The organism is Microbispora sp. H11081, from assembly GCF_012999535.1.
GTDB lineage: Bacteria > Actinomycetota > Actinomycetes > Streptosporangiales > Streptosporangiaceae > Microbispora.
The window spans coordinates 171727-187007 of the sequence record NZ_JABBWV010000006.1 but is presented as its reverse complement, the minus strand read 5'-3'; the positions used below and the strand labels follow the sequence as shown (position 1 = coordinate 187007).

The window sequence follows — 15281 nt, the reverse complement described above, 5'->3', positions numbered from 1 at the left end:
AACATGGGATGCCGGTTCACCGGCGCGCGCCGGCCCGGCTGGGCGCATGATCGGTGCGTGCCCGGACACCGCCGCTTCCCGCTCCCGGGGCGTACGGCGGGGACCGCGTTAAGGGGCGAGACCCTGCCCCAGCAGGACGCACGCGGAGACGGCGGCCACCGTCAGGACGCCCGCGCGGACCCGTCCGCCGTCGAGATAGCGGCGCAGCGGTCCCGACACCGCGAAGCCGAGCAGGACGAAGGGCACCAGCGCCGCCCCTGCGGCCAGGGCCCGCCCCGGAAGTCTGTCGAGGGCGGCGAGGATGACGAGCGACTGGGCCGCGCTCACGCAGAAGAACATCGCGAGCGTCGCTCGGATCTGGGGGCCGCGGGCGCTCTGGTAGACCAGGGCGATCGGCGGGCCGCCGATCCCGGTGGCCGTGCCGGTGATCCCCGAGACGAAGCCCGCGACGGTCAGCGTCGCGCCGTTGCGCGGCACCGCGACAGCGCGGGCCGTCAGCGCCACCGCGACCAGCACCATCACGCCGACCAGCACGCCGAGCGTCGCCGTGCTCACGTAGACGACCACGAGAGCGCCTGCCACGCTGCCCGGCAACCGGCCGAGCAGGGCGAACCCCGCCCCCCGCCACTCGGCCCTGCGCCACTCCCTGGCCAGCGTGAACATCGGCATCACGAGGTTGACGACCTGGACCGCCCCAGGCATCACCGAGGGGTCGAGCAGCGTGATCAGCGGCGCCGCCACCAGGCCGAGCCCGAACCCGACCCCGCCCTGCACGACCGCCCCGATGAAGACCGCCACTCCCCCGATGAGCAGCAACGCCACGTCGTGATCCATGCGCGGACCCTAGCGGCGCGGCCCACCACCCGGGCAACCGGTTATCCGGGGCCGGAAACTCAGACAATCACCGTCAGTAATCGAGAAGTGTCGCGACAGTCATCAGACGGTCCGTAAACTCGGCGATGGCGACATCGCCATAGCGCTTTTTGTAGACAGGATCGTAGCCTCGCGGTATGGGCAGCGAGCAACGCCACACGACGATCCGGGTCAGCACTTTTACTCGCGACAAACTCGCGGCGATCGCCAAACAGGAAGGCAGACCCATGACAGCAGTGATCGACGATGCCGTCGCCGAGTACGAGCACAGGAAGTTCTGGGAGGAGATGCGAGCAGCGGTCGAGCGGACTCGGCGGGAGGACCCCGAGGGCTGGGCCGACTACCTGGCGGAGACAGCCGTCTTCGACGACGCCGCTACTGACGGTCTCGAACCGGAGGACTGGTCCTCACACCTGCCCCCGAAGGAGCATGATGCGGATAACGCGCGGTGACCTCTGGTTGGCGCACTACGGTCGGCCGACGGGCCGAGAGCAGGGCGGGCAGAGGCCCCTGGTGGTCATGAGTGGTCGCGCGGTCAATGACGTGCGGCTGGGCCTGGTGTTCACCGTGCCGCTGACCACCACTGAGCGTGGCTGGCCCAGCCATGTCGAGATCGCCCCCGGCACGGGTCTGGAGAAGCAGAGCTGGGCGATGGTGGAGCAGTTCCGCGCCATCTCCGTGCAGCGGCTGACCAGGAGGATCGGCTGGGTGGAAGAGCCTGCGCTCGAGAAGATGCGCGTCGTCTTGAACCATCTCATCAGGGCGTAGCGTGGCAGGCCCGGGCCGGCAGAGTGACTGCCGGCCCGGGCCGCCCGCGGCGGCTCAGCTCTTGGCGAGCAGGGAGCGCAGGACGTACTGCATGATCCCGCCGTGGCGGTAGTAGTCCGCCTCACCGGGCGTGTCGATACGCACGACGGCCTGGAACTCGACGTCCCCGGCGCGTACGGTGACCGTCGCGGGGGTCGAGCCGGTGTTGAGCTCCTCGACGCCCGTGATGTCGAAGGTCTCCTCGCCGGTCAGGCCCAGCGACTCCGCGGTCTCACCCTCGGGGAACTGCAGCGGCAGCACGCCCATGCCGATCAGGTTCGACCGGTGGATGCGCTCGTACGACTCCGCGATGACGGCGCGCACGCCGAGCAGCGCGGTGCCCTTGGCCGCCCAGTCGCGCGACGACCCCGAGCCGTACTCCTTGCCGGCCAGGACGACCAGCGGGATGCCGGCGGCCTGGTAGTTCTGCGACGCGTCGTAGATGAACGCCTGCTCCCCGTCCCTGGTGAAGTCGCGGGTGTAGCCGCCCTCCACGCCGTCGAGCAGCATGTTGCGCAGCCGGATGTTGGCGAACGTGCCGCGGATCATCACCTCGTGGTTGCCGCGGCGGGAGCCGTACGAGTTGAAGTCCCTGACCTCGACGCCGTGCTCGCGCAGGTAGCGACCTGCCGGGGTGTCGGCCTTGATCGCGCCCGCGGGCGAGATGTGGTCGGTCGTCACGGAGTCGCCCAGCTTGGCCAGGACGCGGGCGCCGCTGATGTCCGTCACCGGCTCGGGCTTGGCGGGCATGCCGTCGAAGTACGGCGCCTTGCGGACGTACGTCGACTCCGGGTCCCACTCGAAGGTGTCGCCGGTCGGGATCGGCAGCGACTGCCAGTGCTCGTCGCCCTTGAACACGTCCGCGTAGTCACGCTTGAACATGTCCTGGCTGATGGACTCCGACACCACCGCCGCGACCTCCTCGGGCGACGGCCAGATGTCCTTGAGGAAGACCGGCTGCCCGTCGGCGCCGACGCCGAGCGGCTCGTTGTTCAGGTCGACGTCCATGGTCCCGGCCAGCGCGTAGGCCACCACGAGCGGCGGCGAGGCCAGGTAGTTCATCTTGACGTCGGGGTTGATCCGGCCCTCAAAGTTGCGGTTGCCCGACAGCACGGCGGTGACCGCGAGGTCGGCTTCCTGGATCGCCGCGGAGATCTCCGGCTCGAGCGGGCCGGAGTTGCCGATGCAGGTGGTGCAGCCGTAGCCGACGAGGTTGAAGCCCAGCTTGTCGAGGTACGGCTGGAGGCCGGAGCGCTCGAAGTAGCCGGTGACCACCTGGCTGCCGGGGGCGAGCGAGGTCTTCACCCACGGCTTGCGCGACAGGCCCTTGTCCACCGCGTTCTTCGCCAGCAGGGCCGCGCCGAGCATGACGTACGGGTTGGACGTGTTCGTGCAGGACGTGATCGCGGCGATCGTGACGACGCCGTGGTCGATCTCGAAGGACGTGCCGTCCGACAGCGTGACCGGCGTGGGCCTGTGCGGCCGCTCTCCGTTGCGGCGGACGGCGTGCGGGACGTCGCCCGCGCCGCCGTGCGAGATCGCCGGGGAGTCCGAGGCGGGGAACGACTCGGCCGACGCCTCGTCGGTGGGCCCTTCCACGCTGTCGTCGGTGACGTACGTGCGGACCGCCGCGCGCCAGGCCGACTTGGCGTCGGCCAGCGGGATGCGGTCCTGCGGGCGCTTGGGCCCGGCGATCGACGGGACGACGGTCGACAGGTCGAGCTCGATGTACTCGCTGAAGACGGGCTCGGGCGCCGAGGGGTCGAGCCACAGGCCCTGCTCCTTGGCGTACGCCTCGACCAGCGCGACCTGCTCGGGCGAGCGGCCGGTGAGCTTGAGGTAGTCGACGGTCTGGCCGTCGATCGGGAAGATCGCGCACGTGGAGCCGAACTCGGGGCTCATGTTGCCGATCGTGGCGCGGTTGGCCAGCGGCACGCTGGTGACGCCCTCGCCGTAGAACTCCACGAACTTGCCGACCACGCCGTGCTTGCGCAGCATCTCGGTGATCGTGAGCACGAGGTCGGTCGCGGTCGCGCCGGCCGGCAGCTTGCCGGTCAGCTTGAAGCCGACCACCCGCGGGATCAGCATCGAGATCGGCTGGCCGAGCATCGCGGCCTCGGCCTCGATGCCGCCGACGCCCCATCCGAGGACGCCGATGCCGTTCTCCATGGTGGTGTGGGAGTCGGTGCCCACGCAGGTGTCCGGGTACGCCTTGCCGTCGCGGGTCATGACGACGCGGGCCAGGTGCTCGATGTTCACCTGGTGGACGATGCCGGTGCCGGGCGGGACGACCTTGAACTCGTCGAACGCCGTCTGGCCCCACCGCAGGAACTGGTAGCGCTCGCGGTTGCGCTCGTACTCGCGCTCGACGTTCCGCTGGAAGGAGTCGGGGTGGCCGAAGAAGTCCACGATGACCGAGTGGTCGATGACCATCTCGGCCGGCGCGAGCGGGTTGATCTTCGCCGGGTCGCCGCCCAGGTCGCGTACGGCCTCGCGCATCGTGGCGAGGTCGACGACGCAGGGCACGCCGGTGAAGTCCTGCATGATCACGCGGGCGGGCGTGAACTGGATCTCCACGCTCGGCTGGGCGTTGGGGTCCCAGCCGGCGATGGCGCGGATGTGGTCGGCGGTGATGTTCGCGCCGTCCTCCGTGCGGAGCAGGTTCTCCAGCAGGATCTTCAGGCTGTACGGGAGGCGCGCCGACCCCTCGACAGCGTCCAGCCGGTAGATCTCGTATGACGCGTCGCCGACGCGCAGCGTGTCACGGCTGCCGAAGCTGTTCGCGGACACGAAGTTCGCCTCCCCAAGGTTTCCGGGCTTGTCACAAGTTTCGTCTGCATCCTCCCGCACACACGGGACACTCCTGACAATCAGGTTGCCCTTACCTGTGCGGCTCGACGGATGTCTCGATGTCAAGATATCCCGCGAGATATCTCGACATCAAGTTACTAGTGGGTAGAGAGCCAAAGCGGCCGGTGGACCGCCGGGGTTCGCGGAGCCGTTCGCTCAGGCGGGCATCAGCCGCAGGCAGAACAGCGCGATCACCGCGATCGACAGGGCCGGGCCGAGGAACTGCTTCTCGAACGCCTTGCCGGTCTTGATGCCGATGTCCCACGGCAGCAGCCAGCGCCCCTTGATCGGCCATAAGACGGGGCAGCCGCGCTCTGTCAGGCAGTCGCCGATGACATGCACCAGGCAGCCGACCCCGATGGCCAGGCCGAGCCAGGCGTAGGTGACCCCGAGCGTCATGAACGTGAAGAACAGCGCGGCCGTGAGCCCGATGTTCACGATGGCGGAGGTGAGCGTCCTGCCGGGCACGCCGATGCCCACGGCGCGGATCGCCAGGCCGATCATCAGCACGACCAGGATGTCGCGGCCGATGGCGTAGTGCTCCCCGAGCAGGTGCGCGCCCACCCCGGCCAGGGCGCTGAACAGCAGCGAGTGGGTGGCCTGCCGGTGCCCGCCGCTGACGAAGTTCACACCCTTGCTGAGCAGCCAGGTCACCGGCCCGAACGTCTGGGCGATGGTGGCGCTGGGATGGTCGAGATCGGGCAGCATGGCCGCACCGGCGCAGACGACGGCGCCCGCGACGAGCTCGGGCGGGGTCAGGATCGGCCCCGTCAGCGTCGCCAACTCCGGGTGCCCCACAGCGTCGGGCAGCGCCATCAGGGCCGGCGCGACCGCCAGCCACACCGCCGCCCCGCTGAGGGCGTGCGAGTGCCCCATCATGACAAGATCACGCTTGAAGACTGTACGGCAAAGCACCGACAAAGTCCGCGAAGCGCCCAGCAGGCCACGGCCTCGTGTCGCACTCCGCCCCGGCGACCCCCGGTATGACAAAGACGGGATCGTCCCGCTCCAAGAGCACCCCCCAGCCCTCTCAGAGCAGAACGATCCCGTCTTCGGTTGAGATAACGCTACGGTCTCGGACGCTGTTCCCCACTCGGGGAGAACTTTTCGGTGAACTAGGTCACTCTTCCCAGGGCGTTGCCGCCGGAACTATCGCGATATATCGTTGAAGCATCGAGAACAGATCGCAAGCCAGAAGGGGGCACTGCGATGAGTTCGGCACAGGCGATGGGCCCGCCCTGGGCCCACCCGCGGTTCAGACAAGAGTTCAGGCGAGAGTTCAGACGGCAGATGCGGCGCGCCGTGCGCGCGAGTTTCGTCCGGGGGGCGGCCATGTGGCATCAGGAGCAGGGCGGAGGCCCTCACGAGCACCGGCACAGGGGCGGCATGCGGGGGCGCGGCCCATGGGGCGGTTTTGGGCCAGGCGGCCCCTTCGGGCCGCTCGCGGGCGGCAACTTCCCGTTCGGCCCCCGGGGGTTCGGCCGGCCGAGGAAGGCCAAGCGCGGCGACGTCCGGGCCGCGATCCTCGCCCTGCTCGCCGAGGAGCCGCGCAACGGCTACCAGATCATCCAGGAGATCGCCGAGCGCAGCCAGGGCGGGTGGAAGCCCAGCCCCGGCGCGGTCTACCCGGCGCTGCAGCAGCTCACCGACGAGGGCCTGGTGCGAGCGGAGGAGACCGAGGGGCGCAAGACGTTCCAGCTCACCGAGGCCGGGCGCGCCTACGTGGCGGAGCACGGCGACGAGGTCCGGGCGCCGTGGGAGGAGATGACGCCGGACATCGGCGACGACGTCCACGAACTGTTCGACCTGTCGAGGCAGGCGGCCTCCGCGCTGTTCCAGATCGCCCACTCGGGCTCAGAGGGGCAGGTCGGGCAGGCCAAGCAGGTCCTGACCGAGACCAGGCGGCGGCTCTACCGGATCCTCGCCGACGGCGACCCCGCGGAGGAGTGACGATGGTCTCCCCCGACCGGCCCGCACCGGGCCCCCACGGCGGCGGCGCACATGGCTCCCACGGCGGCGGCGCACCGGGCGGGGGCGCACCGGGCGGCGCGTCCTCCGGCCACGCCCCGCAGGGCGGTCCCGCGTACGGCGGGCCGCCGAACGGCGGTCTCCGCATCGGCGACAGGGAACGCGACGAGGTGACCCGGCTCCTCCACGACGCGTTCGCGCAGGGCCGCATCACCAGGGAGGAGCTCGACGAGCGCCTCGACGCGACGCTCTCGGCCCGCACCGCGGAGGACCTGCGGCGGGTGACGGCCGACCTGCCCGGAGCCTGGCCGGACGACCCGCGCCCCGCGGGCGCCCACGACGGCGGACGCCCGGCCGGGGGCCCGTGGCGTCCGGGTTTCCCCGGCCCGGGAATGCCGGGCACAGCGCCGCCGGGCATGGGCCTGCCGGGCATGGGGCTGCCGGGCATGGGGTCATGGCGGCACGGCCCGCCCTGGCAGGGGGTCGCGCCGGCCGGCGGGCAGGGCCCGTACGGAGGACCCGCGCAGGCCCGGTTGCACCGCCGCCACCACGGCCCGGTCTGGGGGCCCCGGCCGGGGGGCGGCCCCGCGCCGCTCGCGCTCGCCGGCGGGGTGCTCATGGTGGCCGGAATGGTCACGGGGGTCTGGCCGCTGTTCGTGGTCGGCAGGCTGCTGCTGGTCGCCTGGCTGGTGATGACCGTGGTCGGCCTGATCCGGCGCCGTCGCCACAGGCACGGCATGGGATACCGGTGAGCGGCGGGGGCGTGGCGCCGTCCTAGGGCTCCACGCCCCCTTCGCCGGAATTGGGCCTTGACCCGGGGTCGGGAGCGGCCAACGATCGTCATGGCGCCCTCGGGGGAGTGTTTGCGGCCACGCCGACGAACGGAGGGTGAGTTGAAGCCGATCGAGCCAGAACCCGACGTGGAGCAGGAGACCGAGACGGCGGGGACGAGAACGATGAAGATCAGGCTGCTGGACGCGACGGAGACGGCCGTGTGCAGCAACTCGACGGGGAACTGACACCCACCAGACGTAGGCGGAAAGACCCACCGCGCGCCATGTGTCCAGGATCCGGGCCGGGACATGACGCGCTCCGACCAGCGATTCGGCCGCGGCCGAGGGAGGCTCCATGCCCGGAGAAGCGTTCGAGCACGTCAGTCAGGCAGCGGGAGAGGTGCTTCCCGCCGCGGAGTACCGGACCGAGCTCTACCGTCACCTGCGCGAGACCGAGGGCGTCGTGTGGAAGCTGGAACGCGCCCAGCACTTCCACGAGCCCGACATCCCGAGCTGGGCCGCGATGATGAGCGGAGACTGGGACCGGTCGCTCGCGCTGATGGACGAGATGCGCTTCTCCGAGGACCTGCCGCCCCGGGCGGAGCTGCGCCGGCTGCGGATCGTCGAGATGCCGCCGACGCCGTACCTGCAGTGGGAGATCGTCCTGCTCGCGGCGCGCACCCGGGCGGGCGAACGGGTGCGGGCGCTGCAGGCCCGGGCCGTCCGGCCGCTCGAGATCCGCGCGCCGCTGCCCGAGTTGCTGGTCGTGAACCCCGGCCTGATGTACGAGATCCTCTACGACGAGATCGGCGCCCACGTGGGCGGGCGGCGGATCACCGACCCCCGGGTCGTCGAGGGCTGCGCCCGGGGCATCGCCGAGCTGTACGCCCTCGCCGAGGACATGGTCGCCTTCCACGACCGCGAGGTGGCGCACCTGCCGCCGCCGGACGCCGGGCGCGCCCTGTCCCGTCACCGCCGCCCGTGACGGCCGCGGTCACAGGTGCGCCGCGCGGAGGCGGGCCATCTCGGCGGCGATCGCCTCCAGCGTCCAGTGGGCGTTGAGCCCGCTGGGGTTGGGCAGGACCCACAGCGCCGTCTCGCCGATCGTGTCCTCCTGCGGGCCGATCCCGGCGGCGGGGCGGGCGAAGGCCACGCGGTAGGCCGACACCCCCGCGACCGCGAGCACGCGGGGGCGGACCTCCGCCACCAGCCGCGCGAGCCGGGCGCCGCCCTCGCGCAACTCCTCCGGGGCCAGCTCGTCGGCCCGGGCCGTCGCCCGGGCCACGACGTTGGTGATGCCGAGGCCGTACGACGGGAGCAGGTGCTGCTCGGACGGCGCGAGCCTGCGCGGCACGAGCCCGGACAGGTGCAGCGCGGGCCAGAACCGGTTGCCCGGCCGTGCGAAGTGGTGTCCGGTGGCGGCCGAGTAGAGGCTGGGGTTGATCCCGCAGAAGAGCACGTCGAGGGCGGGGCCGAGCACGTCCTCGATCGTCGTGTTCTTGGCCGCGTCCAGGTCGGCCTTGGTCGGAGCCATGCCGTGATGCTAGACGCCGGGGTCAGTGGAAGGGCCGCGCCATCTGTTCGAGGGCCTGGTCGATGATCTGCGGGAGCGGCCGGAACTCCTGCTCCTCGGTCCAGGCGTGGGTGGCGATGCGCAGCGCGACCAGGAAGGCGGCGGCCATGACCCGCGACCTGAGGTCGGCGGCGGGATCCTCCGCCCGGTCGCGTTCGCCGATCGCCTGGACCAGGTCGCGCTCCAGCGCGGCGTGGTTGGCGAGCTGCCGGGCGAGCAGGGACGGGTGGCGCTTGGTGAGCGCGGTGCGCACCGCCCACTCGCGGTCGATCTCGCCCATGGCCTCCAGCATGTCGCGTACGGCCCCGCGCAGCGCCTGCCAGCCGGACTCGCCCGCCGGCCGTTCGCGGACCGCGCGGACCAGGAACCGGACGCGCTCCTCCTCGCCGTACAGGAGGGCGTCTTCCTTGCTGCCGAAGTAGTTGGAGAAGGTCCGGCGCGAGATGTTGGCGGCCTCGACGATGTCGTCGACGGTGACGTGGTCGAGCCCACGCTCCACGGCGAGCCGCAGGGTGGCCTTGTGGATGGCCTGCCGCGTCTCGGCCTTCTTGCGTTCGCGCAGTCCCGTGGTCGGTTCCATGGTGCGTTCAGCTTAGCCGCGCGGAAACATTGCCCACTGCGCAAAGTTGCCTAGTGGGCATGTATTGTGGGCTTATTCCCTCTAGAACTCGCATTGGAGGCTGCGCGTGACCGCATCCACGCTGCCGGACACGGGGGCCAAGAGCCACCGGCAGATACTCGAAGCGCTGAGCGGCCTGCTCCTCGTCCTGTTCCTCGCGATGATCAGCAGCACGATCGTGTCGGTCGCGCTGCCGCAGATCATCGGCGCGCTGGACGGCACACAGTCCCAGTACACCTGGGTGGTCACCGCGGCCCTGCTCACCACCACCGCCTCGACCCCGATCTGGGGCAAGCTGGCCGACCTGTTCGACAAGAAACTGCTGCTCGAGGTCGCCATCGGCATCTTCCTCGTCGCCTCGCTCGCCTGCGGCTTCGCGCAGAACACGCCCATGCTGATCGCCTTCCGCGCGGTGCAGGGCCTGGGCATGGGCGCGCTGCAGATCCTGGTGCAGGTGGTCATCGCCGCCATGATCAGCCCGAAGGACCGGGGCAGGTACAACGGCTACCTCGGCGCGGTCATGGCCGTGGCCACGGTCGGCGGCCCGCTGCTGGGCGGCCTCATCACCGACACGTCCTGGCTGGGCTGGCGGTGGTGCTTCTTCCTGCCGATCCCGTTCACCGCGCTCGCGCTGCTCATCCTGCACCGCACGCTCGACGTCGCCTCGGTCCGCCGTCCCGGCACCTCGGTGGACTACCCCGGCGCGATCCTCATCGCCGCGGGCGTGAGCATCCTGCTCATCTGGGTGACCTTCGTCCACAACTCCTTCGACTGGATCTCCTGGCAGACCTTCGCCATGGTCGGCGCCTCGGTGGTGCTCCTCGGCATCGCCGTCTGGGTGGAGTCCGTGGTCCGCGAGCCGGTCGTCCCGCTGCACGTCATCCGGCGGCGCACGCCGGCCCTCGCGATCCTCGCCAGCCTCGCCGTGGGCATGGCCATGTTCGGCGGCGCGGTCTTCCTCGGCCAGTACTTCCAGATCGGCCGCGGCTACAGCCCCACCGAGGCGGGCCTGCTGACGATCCCGATGATGCTCGGCGTCCTGGTCTCGTCCACGGTCTCGGGGCGGATGGTGTCCCGCAGCGGCCGGGTCAAGCCGTACATCCTCGTCGGCTCCATCGTGCTCACGATCGGCTTCCTCGTCCTGTCCACCATGGACCACGACACGTCGCTGGTCCTCGTCGGCGGCGGCATGCTCGTGGTCGGCGCCGGCGTCGGCATGTCCATGCAGAACCTCGTGCTGGCCGTGCAGAACACCGTCCCGCTGCGCGAACTGGGCGCCGCCAGCGGCGCGGTCACCTTCTTCCGCTCGCTGGGCGGCACGATCGGCGTCTCGGTCCTGGGCGCGGTGCTGGCCAACCAGGTCACCGCGAACATCACCACGGGCCTGGCCAAGGCCGGCATCCCCGCGCCCGCGTCCCAGAGCGGCGGGGCCAGCCTCAACATGGGGGCGCTGCCGGAGCCGATCCGCACCATCGTGCGCGCCGCCTACGGCGACGCCACCGGCCACATCTTCCTCATCTCGGCCTGCATCGCGGTCGTCGGCATCCTCGCCGTGCTGTTCCTCCCGCAGGTGCGACTGCGCGACAGCCTCGACCTGGCCGAGCCGGCCGCCGGACCGGACGCGCCCGCGGCGGCCGAGACCCGCTGATCCGCCCGTCCGGGCACGGCCACGGCCCCCGCCGCACGGCTCCCGCCACACAGGCGGGCGGCCGTGCCGGGGCCGTCAGGCCGGTGACACGGGCCGTCAGGCCACAGCCGCGGCCGTACGGTCACAGCCGCGGGTCGACCGGCTCGGACTCCAGCGCGAGGACGGCGAACACCGCCTCGTGGATCCGCCACAGCGGCTCGCCCTCCGCCAGGCGGGCCAGCGCCTCCAGGCCGAGCGCGTGCTCCCGCAGCGCGAGCGACCGCTTCCTGCCGGTGGACCTGCGCCGCAGCACGTCGAGCGACTCGGTGTAGTCGGGGCCGTAGATGATCCGCAGGTACTCGCGGCCCCGCACCTTCACGCCCGGCTGCACCCGCCCCTCCACCCGGCCGGACGGGTGAGCGGCCGGTTTCACCACCATGCCCTCGCCTCCCGCTCCGGTCAGCTCCGTCCACCACGCGACCGCGGCCTCCCGCTCCGCCGGCGAGCCGAGCGAGACGAAAACGTGCCTGGTCGGCGCGACGAGCGGCGAGTCCATCAGCCCGAGTGTGTTCAGGTGCCACTCGTGCGGCTCCTCCACCGCCGTCGCCCTGCCCTCGCACGCGAGGATCTGGAACGGCGCTAGCCGTACGCCGTCGAGGCCGGATACCGGCCAGCAGTAACGGGCATAGGCGTCGCGGAAAAGGGCAGCGTTGTGGGCACGGCGGCGGGTGCGGTCAAGCAGAGGGCCTACGTCCAGGCCACGTCCCGCCGCCACCTCAAGCGCGGCGACCGCCTCGGGCAGCGCGGCCCGGGCGGCCGCCCCCACCGACGCGTACTGGTCGCGGATCAGCCCTTCGGCCTTGGCCGACCACGGCAGCAGTTCGCAGTCGAGCACCAGCCAGTCGGTCTCCAGCGCCTCCCACAGCGGCGCGGCGGCCTCGCGCAGCCGGTCAACCAACTCCGGCAGGCGCTCACCGAAGAAGGGCCGCCCGGTGCGGGTGTAGACGCTGCCCGTCGTGCCGTCGCGCACGCCGAAGCGGCGCGCCGCGGCCTCCGGCGTCCTGGCCAGCACGGCGATCGCCCGCGAGCCCATGTGCTTCTCCTCGCACACGACCCGGGTCACCCCCGCCCTGGCGAACTCGTCGAACGCCTCGTCCGGGTGCTCCAGGTAGCCGTCTCGCGCGGAGGTCTCCGGCGGGGCCATGGTCGGCGGAAGGTAGACCAGCCAGCGGGGGTCCACGGCGAACCGGCTCATGATCTCCAGCGCGGCGCGGGAGTTCTCCTCCGCGATCCTGATCCGGCCGCCGGACCGCGTCTCCACGAAGCGGGTGCCGTCCACGTCGCCGATGTCCAGCACGCCGGGATCGCGGGCGGGGGCGGCCGGGGCGAGCGGACGCGCCGGCTCGTACCAGACCCGCTCGGCCGGGACCGAGACGATCTCGCGCTCGGGGTAGCGCAGGGCGGTCAGCCGCCCGCCGAAGACCGCGCCGGTGTCGAGGCAGATGGTGTTGTTGACCCATTCCGGCTCGGGCACCGGGGTGTGGCCGTAGACGACCATGGCCCGCCCCCGGTAGTCGTCCGCCCAGGGATAGCGCACCGGCAGGCCGTACTCGTCGGTCTCCCCCGTCGTGTCGCCGTACAGGGCGAACGCCCGCACGCGCTTGGAGGCACGCCCGTGGTAGGCCTCCTTCAGCCCGGCGTGCGCGACCACCAGCCCGCCGCCGTCGAGGCGGTAGTGGCTGAGGAGCCCGTCCATGAACGTCCTGGCGGCCTCGCGGAACTCCGCGGGCTCGGCCGCGAGCTGCTCAAGCGACCGCTCCAGGCCGTGCGCGACCCGCACCTTGCGTCCGTCGAGCGCCCGGACCAGCTTCTGCTCGTGGTTGCCCGCGACGCACAGCGCGGTCCCTGCCGCGACCATGCCCATAACGAGCCGCAGCACCCCCGGCGTGTCCGGACCGCGGTCGACCAGGTCGCCGACGAAGACCGCCGTACGCCCCTCCGGGTGCGCCGCGCCGTCCGGCCCGACCTCCCAGCCGAGCTTCACCAGCAGGGACTCCAGCTCGGCCCGGCAGCCGTGCACGTCGCCGATGACGTCGAACGGCCCGGTGAGGTCGGTCCTGTCCGACCACGCCTTCTCGTACGTGAGGCTCACGTCGTCCATCTCGTCGCCGCGCAGGACGTGGACCCGGCGGAAACCGTCCTTGGCGATCTTGCCGAGTGACCTGCGCAGCTCCTTGCGCTGCCGGGTGATCACGTGAGGGCCGAAGGCCCGGTCGGGGCGGGCCGCGTTGCGGGCGCGCGCCACCTCCTCCGGCACATCGAGCACGATCGCGTCGGCGAGCACGTCGTGCGACCTGGCCAGCTCGATGAGCTTCCTGCGGGCCTCCCACTGCACGTTGGTGGCGTCCACCACCGTCAGCAGGCCCCGGCGGAGGCGGACGCCCACGATGTGATGGAGCAGGTCGAACGCCTCGGGCGTGGCCGTCTGGTCGTTCTCGTCGTCGGCGACCAGGCCCCTGCAGAAGTCGGACGAGACGACCTGCGTCGGCGCGAAGTGCCGGGCCGCGAACGTCGACTTGCCGCTCCCCGAAACGCCGACGAGCACCACCAGCGACAGCTCGGGCACGCTGATCTCGGTCACGGCCGCTCCTCCCTCCTGCCGAAGACCGCCATCTGGGTGGGCGGGCCCACCTCGGGGTCGTCCTCGCCGACCGGCCGCAGATCGGCCGCGTAGCCGTACGTCTCGCACACGCCCGCCACCCACCGGGCGAACTCCGCCCGGCTCCACTCGAACCGGTGGTCGGGGTGGCGGCGCGCCCCGGCGAGCAGGTCGTACCTGACGTTGTGCTCCACGTTGGGCGTGGTGACGATCACGTGCGCGGGCCTCGCCGCACCGAAGACCACGCGTTCCAGCGCGGACAGCCTCGGCGGGTCCACGTGCTCCACGACCTCCATCAGCACCGCCGCGTCGTAACCCGACAGGCGCGTGTCGGTGTACGTCAGCGAGCCCTGGAACAGCTCCAGCCTGGCCCGCTTGGCGTCCGGCATCCGGTCGGCGCGCAGGCGGCGCCCGGCCAGCGCCAGCGCACGGGCCGACACGTCCATGCCGGCCACCTTGGCGAAGGCGGGTCTGTCCAGCAGCGCGGAGAGCAGTTGCCCCGAGCCGCAGCCGAGGTCGAGCACGGTGCGGGCGCCGATCCCCTCCAGCGCCGCCACGACGGCATCCCGGCGCAGCGTGTTCAGCGGCACCCGCGCCTCACCCGCCCGGTCGCCGGGCTCGGCGGACGGCTCAGCGGACGGCTCGGCGGCGGGCTCGGTGGAGGGCTCGGTGCCCGGCTCGGTCGCGGGCTCCTCCTCGACCGGCGGGTCGAGGCTCTCCTCCACGTCGTCGCCGAGTTCGGCGAGCCGGGCGAAGGCGGTGCGGGTGAGCGCCCATCGCCGGCCGAGGTATCGGCGGGTGATCAGTCCCTTGTCCGGATGGCCGGCCAGCCACCCCTCCCCCGCGCGGATGAGCTTGTCGACCTCGTCGCCCGCCAGCCAGTAGTGCTTGGCGTCGTCCAGCACGGGGAGCAGGACGTACAGGTGGTTGAGCGCGTCGGCCAGGCGTACGGTCCCGCGCAGCGCGAGCCGTACGTACCGGGACTCGCCCCATTCGGGGAAGCCGGGGTCGAGCGGCACGGGCGCGGCGTCGACCTCCCAGCCCAGCGGCCCGAACAGCCGGTGCGCCAAGTCGGCCCCTCCCCGGCAGGGCAGCGCGGGCAGGCCGATCTCCAGGGGGATCGGCCCGTCCGCGAGGTCCTGCCGCGCGGCGCACCGGCCGGCTCGTGCCGTGCGGAACACGTCCGCGAGCGCCGAGGCCAGCAGCGAGGACGCGGCGTACGGCCGGTCGTTGACGTACTGGCCGAGGGAGAAGTCGGGTGAGGACGAGCCCCGGGAGCGGGCCAGCCGCACCGGGTCGACCTCCAGCAGCAGCGCGGCGGTGCACCGGTCCTCACCCGCCTCGGGGTAGAACACCCTGGCGGTGCCGAACGGCCGCTCGAACTCCTGCACCCGGTCGGGGTGCTTGTGCAGGAGGAAGCCGAGGTCCGTGGCGGGCCGCAGCGTCGTCGAGATCGTGAGGAGCACCCGGCCAAGTGTGCCGGATGCCCCTTTTGGTCAGCGACTGGAATTCCGTCCGCTCCCGCCGCCCGA

Annotated in this window: 14 protein-coding genes; 7 read left to right on the top strand and 7 right to left on the bottom strand. The window is 71.8% G+C overall.

Going from position 1 to position 15281, the window contains the following annotated elements; translation table 11 throughout:
- Nucleotides 1–108: 108 nt before the first annotated feature.
- Nucleotides 109–834, bottom strand: coding sequence for a sulfite exporter TauE/SafE family protein (locus tag HHX31_RS17905; RefSeq protein ID WP_169949428.1), 726 nt, complete (start codon nt 832–834; stop codon nt 109–111).
- A 176-nt stretch (nt 835–1010) separates the two neighbouring features.
- On the opposite strand from HHX31_RS17905, the gene HHX31_RS17900 reads away from it, so the two are divergent.
- Nucleotides 1011–1325 carry a hypothetical protein gene (locus HHX31_RS17900; protein ID WP_169949427.1) on the top strand — a complete coding sequence of 105 codons (315 nt, stop codon included), beginning with the start codon at nt 1011–1013 and terminating at the stop codon, nt 1323–1325.
- Complete coding sequence (locus HHX31_RS17895) at nt 1303–1641, top strand: type II toxin-antitoxin system PemK/MazF family toxin (protein WP_311931951.1); 339 nt, start codon at nt 1303–1305, stop codon at nt 1639–1641. The genes HHX31_RS17900 and HHX31_RS17895 overlap by 23 nt, the downstream gene beginning before the upstream one ends.
- Before the next feature lie 54 nt (nt 1642–1695).
- On the opposite strand, the gene HHX31_RS17890 is transcribed toward HHX31_RS17895, so the two are convergent.
- Both HHX31_RS17890 and HHX31_RS17885 read right to left on the bottom strand, forming a co-directional pair.
- Nucleotides 1696–4470: an aconitate hydratase gene (locus HHX31_RS17890; protein ID WP_169949426.1), complete on the bottom strand. Its 2775-nt coding sequence runs from the start codon at nt 4468–4470 to the stop codon at nt 1696–1698.
- A 216-nt stretch (nt 4471–4686) separates the two neighbouring features.
- Complete coding sequence (locus HHX31_RS17885) at nt 4687–5409, bottom strand: metal-dependent hydrolase (protein ID WP_169949425.1); 723 nt, start codon at nt 5407–5409, stop codon at nt 4687–4689.
- A 453-nt stretch (nt 5410–5862) separates the two neighbouring features.
- On the opposite strand from HHX31_RS17885, the gene HHX31_RS17880 reads away from it, so the two are divergent.
- From HHX31_RS17880 to HHX31_RS17870, 4 genes are all read left to right on the top strand, one after another.
- On the top strand, nt 5863–6480 hold the full coding sequence (locus HHX31_RS17880; RefSeq protein ID WP_211589867.1) for a PadR family transcriptional regulator: 618 nt from the start codon (nt 5863–5865) through the stop codon (nt 6478–6480).
- 2 nt (nt 6481–6482) lie between these two features.
- Nucleotides 6483–7250, top strand: a complete 768-nt coding sequence (locus tag HHX31_RS17875) for a DUF1707 domain-containing protein (protein WP_169949424.1) — start codon at nt 6483–6485, stop codon at nt 7248–7250.
- A 141-nt stretch (nt 7251–7391) separates the two neighbouring features.
- Complete coding sequence (locus HHX31_RS35160) at nt 7392–7517, top strand: hypothetical protein (RefSeq protein ID WP_283244530.1); 126 nt, start codon at nt 7392–7394, stop codon at nt 7515–7517.
- 109 nt (nt 7518–7626) lie between these two features.
- Nucleotides 7627–8256, top strand: a complete 630-nt coding sequence (locus tag HHX31_RS17870) for a DUF6879 family protein (RefSeq protein WP_169949423.1) — start codon at nt 7627–7629, stop codon at nt 8254–8256.
- 9 nt (nt 8257–8265) lie between these two features.
- Here HHX31_RS17870 and mug read toward each other — a convergent pair whose 3' ends face one another.
- Both mug and HHX31_RS17860 read right to left on the bottom strand, forming a co-directional pair.
- Nucleotides 8266–8805, bottom strand: coding sequence for a G/U mismatch-specific DNA glycosylase (mug, locus tag HHX31_RS17865; protein ID WP_169949422.1), 540 nt, complete (start codon nt 8803–8805; stop codon nt 8266–8268).
- Between the two features lie 22 nt (nt 8806–8827).
- Nucleotides 8828–9424 (bottom strand): TetR/AcrR family transcriptional regulator, encoded by a 597-nt coding sequence (locus tag HHX31_RS17860; protein ID WP_169949421.1) that lies wholly within the window; start codon nt 9422–9424, stop codon nt 8828–8830.
- 106 nt (nt 9425–9530) lie between these two features.
- Here HHX31_RS17860 and HHX31_RS17855 point away from each other — a divergent pair, with 106 nt between their 5' ends.
- Entirely contained in the window at nt 9531–11111 is a 1581-nt protein-coding gene (locus HHX31_RS17855) for an MDR family MFS transporter (RefSeq protein ID WP_311931946.1), read from the top strand.
- Nucleotides 11112–11232: 121 nt separating this feature from the next.
- On the opposite strand, the gene HHX31_RS17850 is transcribed toward HHX31_RS17855, so the two are convergent.
- The gene (locus tag HHX31_RS17850) at nt 11233–13731 is read right to left on the bottom strand and encodes a polynucleotide kinase-phosphatase (RefSeq protein ID WP_169949420.1); all 2499 of its coding nucleotides are present in this window, start codon (nt 13729–13731) and stop codon (nt 11233–11235) included.
- Entirely contained in the window at nt 13728–15215 is a 1488-nt protein-coding gene (locus HHX31_RS17845) for a 3' terminal RNA ribose 2'-O-methyltransferase Hen1 (protein WP_169949419.1), read from the bottom strand. The genes HHX31_RS17850 and HHX31_RS17845 overlap by 4 nt, the downstream gene beginning before the upstream one ends.
- Nucleotides 15216–15281 lie beyond the last annotated feature (66 nt).